The organism is Chromobacterium sp. FG22 (assembly GCF_057809415.1).
This window is the reverse complement of the sequence record NZ_JBMDJX010000012.1, coordinates 38,706-55,328: the sequence shown is the minus strand read 5'-3', so window position 1 is coordinate 55,328 and position 16,623 is coordinate 38,706. Positions and strand designations below refer to the sequence as shown.

General features: G+C 68.4%; 13 protein-coding genes and 1 riboswitch. All 13 genes read left to right on the top strand.

Annotation, left to right across the window (positions count from 1 at the left end; genetic code table 11):
- Nucleotides 1–99: 99 nt before the first annotated feature.
- The 13 genes from cbiB to ACODSD_RS13425 all read left to right on the top strand — a co-directional run bounded on the left by cbiB (nucleotide 100) and on the right by ACODSD_RS13425 (nucleotide 16,519).
- Complete coding sequence (gene cbiB, locus ACODSD_RS13485; RefSeq protein WP_488877570.1) at nucleotides 100–1,026, top strand: adenosylcobinamide-phosphate synthase CbiB; 927 nt, start codon at nucleotides 100–102, stop codon at nucleotides 1,024–1,026.
- Nucleotides 1,019–2,005 (top strand): threonine-phosphate decarboxylase CobD, encoded by a 987-nt coding sequence (gene cobD, locus ACODSD_RS13480; protein ID WP_488877569.1) that lies wholly within the window; start codon nucleotides 1,019–1,021, stop codon nucleotides 2,003–2,005. The genes cbiB and cobD overlap by 8 nt, the downstream gene beginning before the upstream one ends.
- 107 nt (nucleotides 2,006–2,112) lie before the next feature.
- A riboswitch (cobalamin riboswitch) is annotated at nucleotides 2,113–2,294 on the top strand.
- Between the two features lie 108 nt (nucleotides 2,295–2,402).
- Entirely contained in the window at nucleotides 2,403–3,449 is a 1,047-nt protein-coding gene (locus ACODSD_RS13475) for a HoxN/HupN/NixA family nickel/cobalt transporter (RefSeq protein WP_235088681.1), read from the top strand.
- A complete protein-coding gene (locus ACODSD_RS13470) occupies nucleotides 3,446–3,775 on the top strand; it encodes a (2Fe-2S) ferredoxin domain-containing protein (RefSeq protein ID WP_488877568.1) in 330 nt (109 codons plus the stop codon). Before ACODSD_RS13475 ends, ACODSD_RS13470 begins: the two co-directional genes overlap by 4 nt.
- The gene (locus tag ACODSD_RS13465) at nucleotides 3,772–7,941 is read left to right on the top strand and encodes a cobaltochelatase subunit CobN (protein WP_488877567.1); all 4,170 of its coding nucleotides are present in this window, start codon (nucleotides 3,772–3,774) and stop codon (nucleotides 7,939–7,941) included. The genes ACODSD_RS13470 and ACODSD_RS13465 overlap by 4 nt, the downstream gene beginning before the upstream one ends.
- 165 nt (nucleotides 7,942–8,106) lie before the next feature.
- Entirely contained in the window at nucleotides 8,107–10,011 is a 1,905-nt protein-coding gene (locus tag ACODSD_RS13460) for a putative cobaltochelatase (protein ID WP_488877566.1), read from the top strand.
- A 1-nt stretch (nucleotide 10,012) separates the two neighbouring features.
- Nucleotides 10,013–10,774: a uroporphyrinogen-III C-methyltransferase gene (gene cobA, locus ACODSD_RS13455; RefSeq protein WP_488877565.1), complete on the top strand. Its 762-nt coding sequence runs from the start codon at nucleotides 10,013–10,015 to the stop codon at nucleotides 10,772–10,774.
- On the top strand, nucleotides 10,771–11,472 hold the full coding sequence (locus ACODSD_RS13450) for a cobalt-precorrin-7 (C(5))-methyltransferase (protein WP_488877564.1): 702 nt from the start codon (nucleotides 10,771–10,773) through the stop codon (nucleotides 11,470–11,472). The genes cobA and ACODSD_RS13450 overlap by 4 nt, the downstream gene beginning before the upstream one ends.
- Nucleotides 11,469–13,028 carry a precorrin-8X methylmutase gene (locus ACODSD_RS13445; RefSeq protein ID WP_488877563.1) on the top strand — a complete coding sequence of 520 codons (1,560 nt, stop codon included), beginning with the start codon at nucleotides 11,469–11,471 and terminating at the stop codon, nucleotides 13,026–13,028. The genes ACODSD_RS13450 and ACODSD_RS13445 overlap by 4 nt, the downstream gene beginning before the upstream one ends.
- Nucleotides 13,029–13,033: 5 nt before the next feature.
- On the top strand, nucleotides 13,034–14,158 hold the full coding sequence (gene cbiD, locus ACODSD_RS13440) for a cobalt-precorrin-5B (C(1))-methyltransferase CbiD (RefSeq protein ID WP_488877562.1): 1,125 nt from the start codon (nucleotides 13,034–13,036) through the stop codon (nucleotides 14,156–14,158).
- Entirely contained in the window at nucleotides 14,155–14,883 is a 729-nt protein-coding gene (gene cobI / locus ACODSD_RS13435) for a precorrin-2 C(20)-methyltransferase (RefSeq protein WP_488877561.1), read from the top strand. The genes cbiD and cobI overlap by 4 nt, the downstream gene beginning before the upstream one ends.
- On the top strand, nucleotides 14,880–15,683 hold the full coding sequence (gene cobM / locus ACODSD_RS13430) for a precorrin-4 C(11)-methyltransferase (protein ID WP_488877560.1): 804 nt from the start codon (nucleotides 14,880–14,882) through the stop codon (nucleotides 15,681–15,683). Before cobI ends, cobM begins: the two co-directional genes overlap by 4 nt.
- Entirely contained in the window at nucleotides 15,680–16,519 is an 840-nt protein-coding gene (locus ACODSD_RS13425) for a cobalamin biosynthesis protein (RefSeq protein ID WP_488877559.1), read from the top strand. Before cobM ends, ACODSD_RS13425 begins: the two co-directional genes overlap by 4 nt.
- The last annotated feature ends 104 nt before the right edge of the window (nucleotides 16,520–16,623 follow it).

Sequence of the window (16,623 nt, the reverse complement as noted above, 5' to 3'; positions counted from 1 at the left end):
CTTGATTCATTCCGGCCATCCCAAACCCTAAAAATTTGCGCATTGGATACCTCCAAGCGGCGGTCGGCCATTATATAAGGTTGTGTGTTGAATTCCGCATTGTTTCTACCGCTAGCGCTGTTGCTGGACCGCCTGCTGGGCGAGCCGCGGCGCTGGCATCCATTGGTCGGCTTCGGTCGGCTGACCCGGGGCGTTGAGCGCTTTGCCTACCCCTCCTCGCCCGATGCCGAGCCCCGCTGGCGCATGCGTCTGCGCGGCGCCCTCTCCGTTTCACTCTTGATCCTGCCTCTGACGCTGGCGGCCTGGCTGCTGGCCCGTCTGCCGCTGCTGTCAGCCATTGTCCCGCTTGTTCTGCTCTACCTGGCGGTGGGCGCCAGGAGCTTGGCTCAGCATGCGAAGGTGGTCAGACAGGCGCTGGCCGACGGCGATCTCGCCTTGGCCCGTGAACGGGTGGGCTGGATTGTCAGCCGCGACACGAGCGAGCTGGATGAGGCGGGAATCGCCCGCGCCACCATTGAGTCGGTGCTGGAAAATGGCTGCGACGCGGTCTTTGCCGCGCTGTTCTGGTTTCTGCTGCTGGGCGCGCCCGGGGCGGTGCTGTACCGGCTGTCCAACACGCTGGATGCGATGTGGGGCTATAAGAACGCGCGCTATTTGCATTTTGGCTGGGCCGCCGCCCGCCTTGACGATGTGTTGAACTATGTCCCGGCGCGGCTGACCGCCCTCACCTATCTGTTGCTGGGCCACGCGGCAAGCGGCTGGCGCTGCTGGAGAACGCAGGCGCCCACTTGGTACAGTCCCAACGCCGGCCCCGTGATGGCGGCCGGCGCCGGCGCGCTGGGCGTCTCCCTTGGCGGCGGCGCGCGCTACCATGGCCAGTGGAAGGAGCGCCCGCCCTTGGGCTGCGGCCCCGCGCCCACGCATCAGGACATCGGCCGCGCGGTGCGCTTGGTCAGCCGCGGCGCATGGCTGTGGGCCGGTCTTTCCCTATTGTGGGCTGTTTTGATTGGAGTCATGCATGCTTGAACACGGAGGCGGCCTGCTGCGCGCGGCCGCTGAATACGGTATTCCGCCTGGGGATTGGCTGGACCTGTCCACCGGCGTCAATCCCAATGGCTGGCCAGTGCCGCCGCTGTCCGCCGACGGCTGGCTGCGGCTGCCGCAGGACCACGACGGGCTGGAAGCGGCGGCGGCGGAATATTACGGTTGCGAGCAACTGCTGCCGGTGGCCGGTTCTCAACCCGCCATCCAGGTGCTGCCGCGGCTGCGAGCGCCCTGCCGCGTCGGCATGTTGACCTTGTGCTACGCCGAACATCCCTACCAGTGGCAAAGGCGCGGACACAGCGTGGAACGGTTCACTCCGGACGGGCTGGCCGCGAATATTGATCAGCTGGACGTGGTTCAAATCTGCAACCCCAACAACCCCACCGGAGACCGTTTTGAACCGGCTTTGCTGGAAGACTGGCGGCAAAGGCTGGCGGAACGCGGCGGCTGGCTGCTGGTCGACGAAGCGTTTCTGGATGCGTCGCCGCGGGACAGCATGCTCCCCCATATCGGCAAGCCGGGCCTGATCGTGCTGCGCTCGGTCGGCAAATTCTTCGGCCTGGCCGGCGCGCGCGCCGGTTTCGTGTTCGCCCAGGCCGCGCTGCTTCAAGCGCTGGCCGAGGAACTGGGGCCCTGGGCCATGGCCGGGCCCGCGCGCGAAGCGGTGACGCTGGCGCTTGGCGACACCGCGTGGCAGCAATCCATGAGGAGCCAGCTGCTGCGCGATAGCGCGCGGCTGCGGAACTGTCTGGAGCGGCACGGGCTCGCCCCGGCCGGCGGCTGCGAACTGTTCCAGTGGGTTCCCGGCGAGGCCAGCCTGCCCTTGCATCGACATCTGGCGGGGCGCGGCATCTTGAGCCGTTATTTCGAGTCCCTGCCCAGCTTGCGCTTTGGCCTGCCTAGCGGCGAACAGGACTGGGCGCGGCTGGAGCAGGCCTTGGCGGATTGGCGGCGATTGTAATTAAAATCAAAACGCCAGCTGTTCACAGCCTGGTTTTTGTCACGTATCATCCGACCCCATCATGACGGTGCCCCAAAAACCTGTGTGCGAGCTCGCCAGCCAAGACGCGCGGCAGCTCGTAAACAGGTTCTCAGAGGGTGAAACGGGAACGCGGTGCAAGACCGCGGCTGCCCCCGCAACTGTAAGCGCAGAGTCCACGCCTAAAGCCACTGGCCCCTAAACGGGCCGGGAAGGCGGCGCCGGACGGCGACGCGCGAGCCAGGAGACCGGCCGTCATACGTGTCGACGCAAGCAGAAACCGGGCGGGGTGTACCGGGGGATACGCACATGCGCCGCTCATGAACACTCGGCGACCTGTGCCCTCGTTTGCGCGACGGAAATCGTCTCCGAGGGCACCATGCATTCATCCACCGCGCCGTCCGCCGGCCGCCGTCTGGCGCAGCACGCGCCGATACTCGCCGGGCTGATCCTGGCCAATCTGCTGGCCTGGGCCTGGGCTTTCGCCGCCTTCGCCGATCATCCGGCCCAACTCGCCACCGCCCTGCTCGCCTATCTGTTCGGCCTGCGCCACGCGGTGGACGCCGATCACATCGCCGCCATCGACAACACCGTGCGCAAGCTGATGCAGGAAGGCCGCCGTCCGTCGGCGGTGGGCCTGTTCTTCTCCGCCGGCCACTCCGCGGTGGTGGTCATCGCCGTCGCCCTGATCGTGTTCGCCGCCAGCGCGCTGCAAAGCCGCGTCGCCGGCTTCAAGGAGATAGGCGGCGTCATCGGCACCAGCGTGTCGGCCTTCTTTCTGCTGACGCTGGCGCTGATCAATCTGTCTTCCTTGCGCGCGGTATGGGGCGCTTTCCGCCGCGCCCGCGCCGGCGAGGCCATTTGCGACGAGCAGCTGAATCTGCTGCTGAACAACCGCGGCCTGATCGCGCGCCTGCTCAAGCCCTTGTTTCGCATGGTGACCAAGAGCTGGCATATGTTGCCCATCGGCTTTTTGTTCGGCCTGGGTTTCGACACCGCCACTGAAATCGGCCTGTTCGCCATCGCCACCTCGCAAAGCGCCAACGGCGTGGCGCTGTGGCACATCATGGTGTTCCCGGCGCTGTTCGCCGCCGGCATGGCGCTGGTGGACACGCTGGACAGCATGATGATGGTGGAAGTCTACGGCTGGGCCTTCGTCAATCCGGTGCGCAAGCTCTGGTACAACCTGACCATCACCTTCGTTTCCGTTCTCGTCGCCGTCGGCATTGGCGGGCTGGAGGGACTGGGCCTGCTGGCGGACAAGCTGCAGCTCACCGGCGGCTTCTGGGACCTGATCTCAGCGCTCAACGACGATCTGGCTCATTTCGGCTACTTCGTCATCGGCGTGTTCCTGCTGACGTGGCTTGCCTCCGCCGCCATTTATAAATGGAAGCGTTTTGACCAACTGACGCCGGAGGCGCGATGAGAACCCACGACAAACACGTGCTGATGTGCACCGGCCCGCGCTGCACGCCGGACGGCCAGGGTTCGGAAGCGATGTTCCTGCACCTGGGCCGCAGCATAGACGCTTGCGAAGGCCTGCGCGCCAAGCGCACCCGCAGCCACTGCTTCGCCGTGTGCAAGGAAGGCCCGGTGATGGTGGTGTATCCGGACGGGGTCTGGTACCGCAAGGTGAATGAAAGCGATATCGAACGCATCGTCTGCCAGCATCTGAAGGGCGGCGTTCCGGTCGAGGAATTGGTGTTCCATAAAACCGGCATCGGCGACATCGAAACGGAGGCGCAGGCATGAGCGCCGCACTCGCCCTGTTGAGCCACGCCGGCACCGATCTCGCCGCGCTGGCGCGCGCGCGCTGGCCGGAAGATTTTCCCCTTGTCGCCGGCATCTCGCTGCAAGGCATTGCCGACGAGGCCGCGATGCAAGCGCTGCTGGACGGCCAACTGGCCCAGGCCCGCGCCATCGTGCTGCGCGTGCTGGGCCGCGCCGACGCGATACCCGGCCTGGAGCGGTTGCTGGCCCACGCGCGCCGGCTGCAGGCCGCGGTCATCGTGCTCAGCGGCACCGGCGAGCCGGACCCGGAGCTGCAAGCGCTATGCAGCGCGCCGGTATCGCTGCAGCAGGACGTCCACGCCTATCTGCAGGCCGGCGGCAGCGCCAATCTGGGCGAGCTGATGCGCTGCCTGGCGGACAGGCTGCTGCTGACCGGCTTCGGCTACCAGCCGCCGCTGCCGCTGCCCGAGCACGGCGTTTACCACCCGGAACTGAGCGCGCCCTGCTCGCTCGCCGACTGGCTGGAAATCCGCAACCCGGACTGGCCCACCGTGGGCCTGTGCTTCTACCGCGCCCACTGGCTGTCCGGCAACACCCGCTTCATTGATCTATTGGTCGATTGCCTGGCCGAGCGCGGCGTCAACGCGCTGCCGGTGTTCACCTCGTCCTTGCGCACGATTCAAGACGGCGGCCTGCCGGCGGCGCTGGCGCTGCTGGCCGATCCTCGCGCCAAGGTGTCCTTGCTGATCAACACCACCTCGTTCGCGATGGGCGACATCAACAACGACGGCCCCACCCAGCCCGGCTGGGCGGTGGAGGCGTCGGACCGGCTGAACCTGCCGGTGCTGCAGGCCATCACCAGCAGCATGACGCGCGAGCAATGGGAAGCCTCGGACCGCGGCTTCAACCCGCTGGACACCGCGATGAACGTGGCGCTGCCGGAATTCGACGGCCGCATCATCGGCGTGCCGCTGAGCTTCAAGCAGCCGGCCATGATGGACCAGCCCGGCCAGGCCGAACAATACACGCCGCTGCCGGACCGCGCCCGCCGCCTGGCCGGCATCGCCGCCCGCCTGGCGCGGCTGCGCCATGTGGAAAACGCCGACAAGCGCATCGCCTTCATCTTCACCAACTCCAATAGCAAGGCCTCGCAGATAGGCAATGCGGTGGGCCTGGATTCCCCGGCCTCCTTGTACGCGATGCTGCGCGGCATGCAGGGCCGCGGCTACCAGATGGACCCGCTGCCGCCGGACAGCGACGCGCTGATGCACGAGCTGATAGACCGCGGCGCCTACGATCAGGATTACCTGAGCGCCGAGCAGATGCGAAACGCCGCCGCCCGCGTGCCGGCCCAGCGCTACCAGGCCTGGTTCGACGAGCTGCCGGACAGTCTGCGCGACAAAATGCTGCAGCGCTGGGGCCAGCCGCCGGGCGGCGCCTACGTCGACGGCGACGAACTGGTGTTTTCCGGCCTGGATTACGGCCATGTCTTCGTCGCGCTGCAGCCGCCGCGCGGCTACGGCATGGACCCGGACGCCATCTACCACACGCCGGACCTGCCACCCACCCACCACTACTACGCGCTGTACCGCTGGCTGCGCGACGACTGGCGCGCCGACGCCATCGTCCACGTCGGCAAGCACGGCACGCTGGAATGGCTGCCGGGCAAGGGCGTGGGCCTGTCGCAGAACTGCTTCCCGGATGCGCTCTTGGGCGACATGCCGCTGTTCTACCCCTTCATCGTCAACGATCCGGGCGAAGGCTCGCAGGCCAAACGCCGCGGCCACGCGGTGATCATCGACCACCTGACGCCAACGATGACCACCGCCGACAGCTACGGCCCGCTGGCGCAGCTGACCCAGTTGGTGGACGAGTACTACCAGGTGGAGCTGCTGGACCCGAACAAGCTGCCGCTGTTGCAGCAACAGATCTGGGACCTGATCAAGGAAGCCAAGCTCGACACCGACCTGGCGGCGATGCTGAAACATGATCACGAGCATGAGCACGACCATGATCACGAGCCTCGCCACGATCATGAGCACCCACACCCGCATGGCGGACATCATCACGCGCCCGCCGCCGTCCACGGCAAATACCGGCCACAGGCGGCCAAGCCGGCGGCCGCGATGAAACCGGCGACGGCCGCGGCGGCGAAGTATCGCCCGGCCAAGGCCGCCCACGGCCACGATCATGGGCACCACCATCACCATCATGGCGACCACGACCATCACCGCGGCCACCATGATCACCATCACCATGACCATCACGGCCACAGCCACGACCACCACGATCATGACCACCACGATCATGACCACCACGATCATGACCACGACTGGGACGACACGCTGAACGAAGACGGCGTGCCCTTGAGCCTGGCCAAGATGGACGGCGTGGACGTCGCCCACCTGATCGAGGACATCGACGGCTATCTGTGCGAGCTGGGCGCGGCGCAGATCCGCGACGGCCTGCACGTGCTGGGCAACGCGCCGCAGGGCGAGGCGCTGGTCGACATGCTGCTGGCGCTGACCCGCTTGCCCAACCTCGGCATCCCCGGCCTGCCCGCCAGCGTGGCGGCGGCCTACGGCGGCGACTGGACGCTGTGGCAGCAGGATCAGGGCAAACGGCTGAGCGACACCCCCGCGGCCTTGCAGGCGCTGGCCGGCCTGCCCCTGGTCACCCGCGCCGACGCCCACGACGCGGTGCTGAAGCTGGCGCGCGGCTTGATCGCCGAGCTGGCCGCGCGCGGCTACGACAGCGCCGCCGTGCCGGCCGCCGTCGCCGCCATGCTGCCCGGCATCGAGCCGAATGCCGATCTGGAACGGGTGCTGAACTTCGTCTGCGACCAGCTGTGCCTGAAGCTGGCCCGCACCGCCGAGGAGATAGACAATCTCTTGCGCGGCCTGGAAGGCGGCTACGTGCCGGCCGGCCCCAGCGGCGCGCCCACGCGCGGCATGGCCCACATTCTGCCCACCGGCCGCAATTTCTACTCGGTGGACCCGCGCAGCCTGCCCTCCAACGCCGCCTGGCGCATAGGCGACGGCCTGGCGCGCGAGATGCTGGCCCGCCATCTGAAGGAAACCGGCCAGTACCCGGAGTCGGTGGCCATCAGCGTGTGGGGCACCAGCGCGATGCGCACCCATGGCGACGACATCGCCGAAATCCTGTCCCTGCTCGGCGTCAAGCCGCGCTGGCAACAGGAAAGCCGCCGGGTGCAGGGTCTGGAAGTGATCCCCCTGGCCGAACTGGGCCGGCCGCGCATCGACGTCACCGTGCGCATCAGCGGCTTCTTCCGCGACGCCTTCCCCCACCTGATTGCGCTGATCGACGAGGCGGTGCACACCGTGGCGCGGCTGGACGAGCCGGCGGAGCAGAACTTCCTGCGCAAGCACTACCTGGCCGACCTGAAAAACGAGCTGCTGGGCGCCCGGCCCGACGCCGATGCGCAAGCGCTGTACCGTGTGTTCGGCGCCAAGCCGGGCAGCTACGGCGCCGGCATCCTGCCGCTGATCAACGAGCAGAACTGGCAGAACGACGCCGACTTCGCCACCGCCTATGTCAACTGGGGCGGCTACGCCTACGGCCGCGAGGCCAACGGCGCCGACGCCCGCGACGCGCTGCGCCACCGGCTGGCCGGCGTGGAAGTGGCGCTGCACAACCAGGACAACCGCGAACACGACATCTTCGACAGCGACGACTACCTGCAATACCACGGCGGCATGATCGCGACGATACGCAGCCTCAGCGGCCGCCAGCCGCGCGCCTTCTTCGGCGACAGCCACAATCTGGAAGCACCGGCGGTGCGCGGCCTGAAGGAGGAAGTGCTGCGCGTATTCCGTTCGCGGGTGGCCAACCCCAAATGGATAGCCGGCATCCAGAAGCACGGCTACAAGGGCGCGCTGGAGCTGACCGCCACCGTCGATTATCTGTTCGGCTACGACGCCACCGCCCAGGTGGTGGACGACTGGGTCTATGAACAGCTGGCGCAAAGCTACGCGCTGGACCCGGCGATGCAGCAGTTCTTCGCCGACAGCAACCCCTGGGCGCTGAACGCCATCACCGACCGCCTGCTGGAAGCCGCGCAGCGCCAGTTGTGGGCGGAGCCGGACCCGGAGACGCTGGCCGCCCTGCGCCAGCTGCACCTGGATAGCGAGGCGCTGCTGGAAGCGCGCGGAGAGAGCAAAGCATGAAACCCCAAAACTCAATGAGCCAGGGCAACACTTGGAAGGCAGGGAAATGAAAACCGGAAAAATCCCATCGTTTCCCGGAGCATGGGCGCAGAAGCATCCACATCGCCCCGCTGCACCCAATTCCGTGTCTTTCCGTGTGCTTTCGTGGCAAATAAGGGTTTCAGCATGAGCCCGATTTACCCCTTCGCCGCCGTCGTCGGCCAGCAACAACTGAAGCAGGCGCTGCTGATCTGCGCGGTGGACCCCACCGTCGGCGGCGTGCTGGTGCGCGGCGACAAGGGCAGCGCCAAGAGCACCGCCGCGCGCGGCCTGGCCGCCGTGCTGCCGCCCATCCGCCGCGCCGCCGGCTGCGGCTACAACTGCGAGCCGGACCACCCGCTGCCGCGGTGCCCGGTGTGCTCCGGCGACGCGCGCGCGCTGCATGACGGCCCGGTGCCCTTCATCAACCTGCCGCTGGGCGCCACCGAGGACCGGGTGCTGGGCAGCCTGGACTTCGAAAAAGCGCTGCAAGGCGGCAAGCAGGCCTTCAAGCCCGGCCTGCTGGCCGCAGCCCACCGCGGCATGCTGTATATCGACGAGGTCAACCTCTTGGCCGACCATCTGGTGGACGTGCTGCTGGACGCCGCCGCGATGGGCGTCAACACCGTGGAGCGCGAGGGCCTGGCGGTCAGCCACCCGGCGCGGGTGACGCTGCTGGGCACCATGAACCAGGAGGAAGGCGATCTGCGGCCGCAGCTGCTGGACCGCTTCGGCCTGATGGTGGACGTGGCCGCGCCGCGCGAGCCTCTTCAGCGCGCCGAGGTGGTGCGCCGCCGCCTGGCCTTCGAGGCCGATCCGGCCGGCTTCGCCGCGCAGTGGCAGGCCGACAGCGAGGCGCTGCGCGCCAAGATCGCCGCCGCCCGCGCCTTGCTGCCGCAAACCCGGCTCAGCGATAGCTTGTTCCACTTCGTCAGCGAGCTGTGCTGCGAATTCGAAGTCAGCAGCTTGCGCGCCGACATCGTGCTGAACAAGGCCGCCCGCGCGCTGGCGGCGCTGGATGGCCGCGTCGACGCCTCCGCCGAGGATGTCCGCGACGCCGCCCGGCTGGTGCTGCCGCATCGCCGCCGCAGCAAGCCGTTCGAACAGAGCGGGCTGGATCAGGACAAGCTGGAACAGATGACGCGGCAAGCGTCGAATCCGCCGCCGCCGCAGGAGCGGAACGGCGCCGACCAGCCGCCGCCGGATGGCGACGGCGAACAGCAAGCGGACACGTCCGGCCATGGCGCCGAGCAAATCTTCGCCGCGGCGCCGGCCGGCGACATTGCCCGCATCCGCGTCCAGGCGCCCTCCTCCGGCGACGCCGCCGGCCGCCGCAGCGACGGCGCCAGCCGTCAGCGCGGCCATTACGTCCGCGCCGAGGCCAACCCGCAGCCGGCCCAGCTGGCGGTGGACGCCACCCTGCGCCACGCGCTGCTGCGCGACCCCAACAACTTCGCGGTCACCCGCGCCGACCTGCACGACAAGGTCCGCGTCGCCAAACAGGGCAATCTGATCCTGCTGGTCGTCGACGCGTCGGGATCGATGGCCGCGCGCCAGCGGATGGAGCAGGTCAAGGGCACGGTGCTGAGCCTGCTGGAAGACGCTTACCGCCGCCGCGATCAGGTGGCGCTGATCGCCTTCCGCGGCCAGCAGGCGGAACTGCTGCTGCCGCCGTGCAACCGCGTGGAGCAGGCCGAACGGGCGCTGCGCGAGCTGCCCACCGGCGGCCGCACCCCTCTGGCGCACGCGCTGGCGCTGGCCGCCGACACGCTGTCCCGCCAGCTGGGCGGCCCGGCGCCGCTGCTGGTCATCCTGAGCGACGGCCGCGCCAATGTGGCGCTGGACGGAGACGGCGACCCGTGGCGGCAGGCGCTGGACCTGGCCGGCCAGCTGGCCGGCACGCCGACGCTGGTGCTGGACACCGAGCAGGACTTTGTCCGCCTGGGCCGCGCCCGCGAACTGGCCGAGGCGCTGGGCGCGGAATACCTGGCTTGCGACGCCCTGACCGGCGAGCAACTGACATTGACGATTCGACAAAGACTGGGCCGCTGAGATGACGGGCAAGGTTTATCTGATAGGCGCCGGTCCCGGCGACCTGGACATGCTGACGCTGAAGGCCGCGCGCTGCCTGCGGCTGGCCGATGTGGCGCTGGTGGACGATCTGGTGCATCCGGATATTCACACCATGCTGCGGCCGGACGCTGAAATCGTGCCGGTGGGCAAGCGCGGCGGCCGGCCGTCTACGCCGCAGGCCGCCATCGAGCAAAGAATGATGGACGAGGCCCGCGCCGGCAGGACAGTGGCGCGCCTCAAGGGCGGCGACCCCTTCGTCTTCGGCCGCGGCGGCGAGGAAATGCTGAAGCTGCAAGCAGCCGGCATCGAGGTGGAAATCGTCAACGGCCTCAGCGCCGGCCTGGCGGTGCCGGCCACGCTGGGCATTCCTCTGACCCACCGCCATTTCGTCCACGGCGTCACTTTTGTCTCCGGCCACCCGCATCAGGACGGCGACGAGCCCAACTGGCGGGCGCTGGCGCAAAGCGGCATGACGCTGGTGATCTATATGGGCGTCAAGCGGCTGCCCTTGATCCGCGCCGAACTGCTGCGCCACGGCCTGAAACCCGACACCCCGGCGGCGGCGATAGAAAACGGCACCCTGCCGCAGCAGCGCCAGGTGCTGAGCACCCTGGACGCGCTGGAACAAGACATGAGCGCGGCCGGCATCCACAGCCCGGCGCTGATCGTCATCGGACCGACGGTGGCGCTGGCGTCCTGTAGCCCGTCCGCCGCCAACGAAACAAGGAAGGAATACGCATGATCATCTGCATAGGCGCCGGCCCCGGCGACATCGGCTACCTGCCGCAACGCTCCGCCCAACTGATACGCGAGGCCGACGTGGTGGCCGGCTTCAACGCGGTGGTGGACGTGGTGCGCCCGCTGATCCCGGACACGACCGAAGTGATCCAGATGGGCTACCGCGACCAGGTGGCGCAGCTGGACATCGTCGCCGAGCGCCACCGCGCCGGCAAAAACTGCGTGGTGGTGTTCATGGGCGACATCCACTTCAGCGGCTTCCAGTATCTGGAGCGGGTGGAGCGCGCCTGCGGCCACCCGGTGGAAACGATACCCGGCATCTCGTCGGCGCAGATCCTGGCCTCGCGCGGCAAGGTGTGCTTCGACGAAACCAGCTTCATCACCTTCCACCGCCGCGGCGACCTGACCCCGTTCAAGCGCCACCTGGTGCATGTGCTGCAGGACGGCCGCAACGCCATCGTGATCCCCTGCCCCTGGGACGAGGCGCGTTCCTTCATGCCCTGGCACATCGCCGCCTATCTGCTGGAAAACGGCATCCCGGCCGGCCAGCAGGTGGAAGTGTGGGAAAACCTGACCCGCAACGAGGCGGAATGGCGCGGCACGCTGGCCGAGTGCGCGGAGCAGCGCTTCTCCGACATGAGCATCATGCTGATCCGCACGCTCGCGCCGATGGACAGCCAGATCGAGCCGACCCACAAATGAGCCAGCAAGACTACGCCATCGTATTGGCCGGCCACGGCAGCCGCGACCCGGACGGGGTGAACGAATTCATGCAGCTGGTGGACGCGTTGAAGGCGCGCGCCGGCGAGCGCCCGGTGGCTCACGGCTTTCTGGAGTTCGCCCGCCCCACCATAGACGAGGCGGTGGACCAGGTGCTGGCCGCCGGCGCCAAGACCGTGGTGATGGTGCCCGGCGTGCTGTTGGCCGCCACCCACGCCAAAAACGACATGCCCAGCGAGCTGCTGGCGCTGCGGCAGGCGCATCCGGGCGTAGCCTTTCACTTCGGCGCGGCGCTGGACCTGCATCCGCGGCTGTTGGCGCTGTGTCGTCAACGCATCGTCGAGGCCGAGGCGGCGTCGCCGCACACCGTGTCGCGCAACGACGCCTGTCTGGTCGTCGTCGGCCGCGGCACCTCGGACCCGGACGCCAACTCCGAAATCTCCAAGCTCACGCGCATGCTGGAAGAAGGCCTGGGCTTCGCCGCGTCTTTCGTCTGCTATTCCGGCACCGCCAAACCCTTGGTGGCCGACGGCCTGCGCGCCGCCGCCATGCTGGGCTACCGCCGCATCGTGATGCTGCCCTACTTTCTGTTCGACGGCGTGCTGGTCAAGCGCATCTACGGCGCGGCGGCGGACCTGGCGGCGCGCCATCCGGAGATCGAGGTGCTGAGCGCCGGCTATCTGGGCCCGGACGAGCAAGTGGCCGAGGTGTTCCTGGAACGGGCGCAGGAGGGCGTGGAAGGCCGCGCGGCGATGAACTGCGCGCTGTGCAAGTACCGGGTGCAGATCGTCGGCTTCGAACAACAAGTGGGCGAGCCGCAGCGCGGCCACCACGGCAAGGTGCGCGGCCTGCTGGAGCGCGAGCCCCGTTCCAGCCAGCCGCCGGCCTGGAAACGCTACACCCCGCACCCGATAGAAGCGGAAAGCATGCGCATCATCAATGAGGGCCGCGACTGGTCGGCCTTCCCGGCCGAGCAGCGCACCGCGCTGATGCGGCTGGTGCACACCACCGGCGACTTCAACAGCGTGGACGAGCTGTTTTTCTCGCCCGGCGCCTGTGAAACCGGCATGCGCGCGCTGCTGCGCTGCCGCCGCGTGGTCACCGACGTCACCATGGTGGAAACCGGCCTCAAACGCGAAGTGCTGCGCCAGCTGGAAGTGGACACCTGGTGCGGCGTGCACGACGAGGAAACCCGGCTGCTGGCCGAAGCCAACGGCATCACCCGCTCCGCCGCCGGCATCCGCCGCGCCTGGCAGAAGTTCGGCAACGACTGCGTGGTGGCGATAGGCGACGCGCCCACCGCCATCCGCGAGGTGGTGCGCCTGGTGCGCGATCACGGCTGGCGGCCGCAGCTGGTGGTGGGCCTGCCGGTGGGTTTCGTCGGCACCCGCGAATGCAAGGACGAGCTGCGCGCGCTGCTGCAAGTGCCGCGCATCACCAACCGCGGCACCCGCGGCGGCTCGCCGTGGGCGGCCACCGTGGTCAACGCGCTGATGATAGACGCGATCGAACACGTGTATCAGCAGCAGGAAGCCTGAGCCCGGTGCGCCAGCCCTACGACCTCGCCGCCCTCGCCCCCAACGGCATGCGCCGCGGCCGCACCACCGGCAGCTGCGCCACCGCCGCCGCCAAGGCGGCGCTGATGCTGCTGCTGGACGGCGTGGACGCCGACGGGGTCTTCATCAGCCTGCCGGACCCGGATTTCTATTTGGCGGTGCCGATACAGCGCGTGGTCTGGCTGGACGAAAACACCGTGCGCGCCGAAGTGCTGAAGTACGCCGGCGACGACCCGGATAACACCGACGGCGCGACGATCTTCGCCGAGGTGAGGATAAACCACAGCGGCGCGCTGCGTTTCCTGGCCGCGGCCGGCGTCGGCATGGTCACCCAGCCCGGCCTGCGCATCCCGCCCGGCGAGCCGGCGATCAACCCGGTGCCGCGGCAGATGATGCGGCTGGCGCTGGCCGAGACGCTGGCCGGCCGGCCCGACCCCGGCTTCGACCTGGCGATAGGCTGCGTCGACGGCGACAAGATCGCCAAGCGCACCTTCAACCCGATGCTGGGCATCGTCGGCGGCATCTCGATACTGGGCACCAGTGGCATCGTCGAGCCGATGTCGCAGGCGGCGTGGATCGCCTCCATCGAGGTCTATGTGCGGGTGGCGCTGGGCGAGTTGCCGGCCGCCATCGCCTTCACCCCGGGCAAGATAGGCCGCGGCTACGCCGCCGACACGCTGGGGCTGGAGAAAAAGCAGGTGGTGCAGATCGCCAACTTCGTCGGCGACTCGCTGGACTTCGCCGAATCGGTGCTGCTCGAACAGGGCCGCATCCTAGACACGCTGTGGGTGCTGGGCCACCCGGGCAAGATCGCCAAGCTGCTGGACGGGGTGTGGAACACCCACTCCGGCAAGAGCGGCATGGCGATGGACGCCGTCGCCGCCGTCGCCGCCGAGCTGGCTTATGCGCCCGAGCTGGTGGCCGCCATCAAACAAGCGAATACCGTGGAGAACGTAGTGCAGATCATGAGCAGCCAGCCGGACGCGCGCGGCTACTGGATGGAAATAGAACGCCGCACCGCGGCGCTGATGGCCGCGAAAGTGCCCAGCGCGCGGCAGGTGGCGGTGCGCCTGTTCAGCATGGACGGCACCCCGCTGGGAGAGGCCGCATGAAGCTGGGACGATTGATAGGCATAGGCGTCGGCCCCGGACCGGCCGGCTTGATTCCGGTGGCGGCGCTGGCCGCCTTGCGCGAGGCCGACATCGTCTACCTGCCGCGCGCCACCTCCAGCGACGCATCGGTCGCCCGGCAATGCCTGGCCGGGCTGGCGCTGGATGAGGGCCGTTTCCGCGAAATCGAGTTCGAAATGAATCCGGACCGCGGCGCGCTGTCCCGCCATTACGGCGCGCTGGCCGAGCAATTGGCCGCCGAACTGAAAGCCGGCCGGAACGTCGCCTACCTGACCATAGGCGACTCGATGACCTACTCCACTTACGGCTACCTGCTGGCGGCGCTGCGCGAAATGCTGCCGGCGCTGGAAACCCAGACCTTCCCCGGCGTCACCAGCTTCGCCGCCACCGCGTCGGCGCTGTCCTGGCCCTTGGGCGAAGGCAAGGAGCGCATCCTGATCCTGCCCTGCCCGGACGAGATGGCCGCGCTGCGGGCCGATATCGACAGCCATGACCTCATCGTGCTGATGAAGATAGGCAAGCGGCTGCCGGACGTGCTGGCGCTGCTGAACGAGATGGGCATCGCCCATCTGTGCGCCTTCGCCCGCCGCATCGGCCTGCCCGGCGAAGTGCTGTGCGCCGACGTCTCGCAACTGAGCGCAGACGCCAGCGGCTACCTCGCCACCATGCTGATCCGCAAGACAGCCAGAGAAAGACGCCATTCATGAAAGTGTATTTCATCGGCGCCGGCCCCGGCGCCGCCGACCTGATCACGCTGCGCGGCAGCCGCCTGTTGGGCGCGGCGCCCATGGTGCTGTACGCCGGCTCGCTGGTGCCGGCGGAGATGCTCGGCCACTGCTGCCCGGACGCGGAAATCCACGACACCGCCGAACTGAACCTGGACCAGCAGGAAGCGCTGTACCGCCGCGCCCAGGCCGAGGACAAGGACGTGGCGCGGCTGCACTCCGGCGACCCGGCGATCTACGGCGCCACCAACGAGCAGATGCGCCGGCTGGAAGCGCTGGGCATCGGCTACGAAGTGGTGCCCGGGGTGTCCTCCTTCACCGCCGCCGCCGCCGCATTGGGCAGCGAACTGACCCGGCCCGAGGTGTCCCAGTCCATCATTCTGACCCGCACCAGCGGCCGCGCCAGCGCGGTGCCGGAGACGGAGTCCATCGCCAGCTTCGCCGCCCACCGCGCGACGATGTGCATCTTCCTGTCCGGCCAGCGGCTGAAGCAGACCGTCGCCGACCTGTCGCTGCATTACCCGCCGGATACCCCGGTGGCGCTGGTGCGCCGCGCCAGCTGGCCGGACCAGTCCGTCCACCGCTCCACGCTGGGCCAGATGCTGTCCGAGGTAAAGCAGAAAGACTGGCTGCTGACCACGCTGCTCTTGGTCGGCGCAGCGCTGTCGCGCGAAGGCGGCGTTGAATCCAGCCTGTACGCGGCCGGCTTCACCCACATCTTCCGCGACGGCGACGCGCGCAAGACCAAGCGGGCCAGCCTTCAGAAAGAAAAGCAGGCATGAGCCGCGCCGTGTGGCTGGTGCGCGCCGAGGCGCTGCCGCTGGGGCAAAAGCTGGCGGCGGCGCTGGACGCCAGGCTGTACCAGCCGTGGCTGCAAGCCGAGACCGGCGCGCGCGAGCAATTCCGCGCCGCCTTCCATGCGCACAGCCACTGGGTGCTGGTGATGGCCAGCGGCATCGCCGTCCGCTACCTGGACGGCCTGCCGCAAAGCAAATACAGCGACCCGGCGGTGGTGGTGATGGACGAAGCCGCCCGTTTCGCCATCCCGCTCTTGTCCGGCCATGAAGGCGGCGCCAATGCGCTGGCTTATGAAGCGGCGCGGCTGACCGGCTCGGTTCCGGCCATCACCACCGCCACCGAAGCGATGAAACCGCTGACGCTGGGCATAGGCTGCCGCCGCGGCAAAAGCGCCGAGGCCATCGAACAAGCGGTTCTGCAAGCTTTGGCCGGCCGGCCGCTGTCCGCCGTGCGCGAAGTGGCGACGATAGACCTGAAGGCCGACGAAGCCGGCCTGCTGGCGTTCTGCGCCCGCCACGCGCTGCCCTTGCGCGTCATCGCCCGCACCGACGTCGCCGCCCGCGGCTGGACCGGCGCGCCTTCGGATTGGGTGCGGCGGAACGTCGGCGTGGACGGCGTGTGCGAACCCTGCGCGCTGATCGCCAGCCCCAGGGGCGGGCTGATCGTCCCCAAGACCGCGCGCGACGGGGTGACGGTGGCGGTGGTGGAGGATGCCCCCCTCTCCCCAACCCCTCTCCCGCGAGGGGAGAGGGGCTTGACGCAGTGCGTAGCGCGGGTTGGCCATGCCATACCCGCGAGCGATGCGGCCGACAAAACATGAGCCATCGAAAATGGAATCGCAGGTATTGCCTGGCGTCCAACCCGCGCTACGGACTTACCCGCCCGCAGAGCGGAGCCAGCACCCCAAGATCGTCCAAGGAGAGG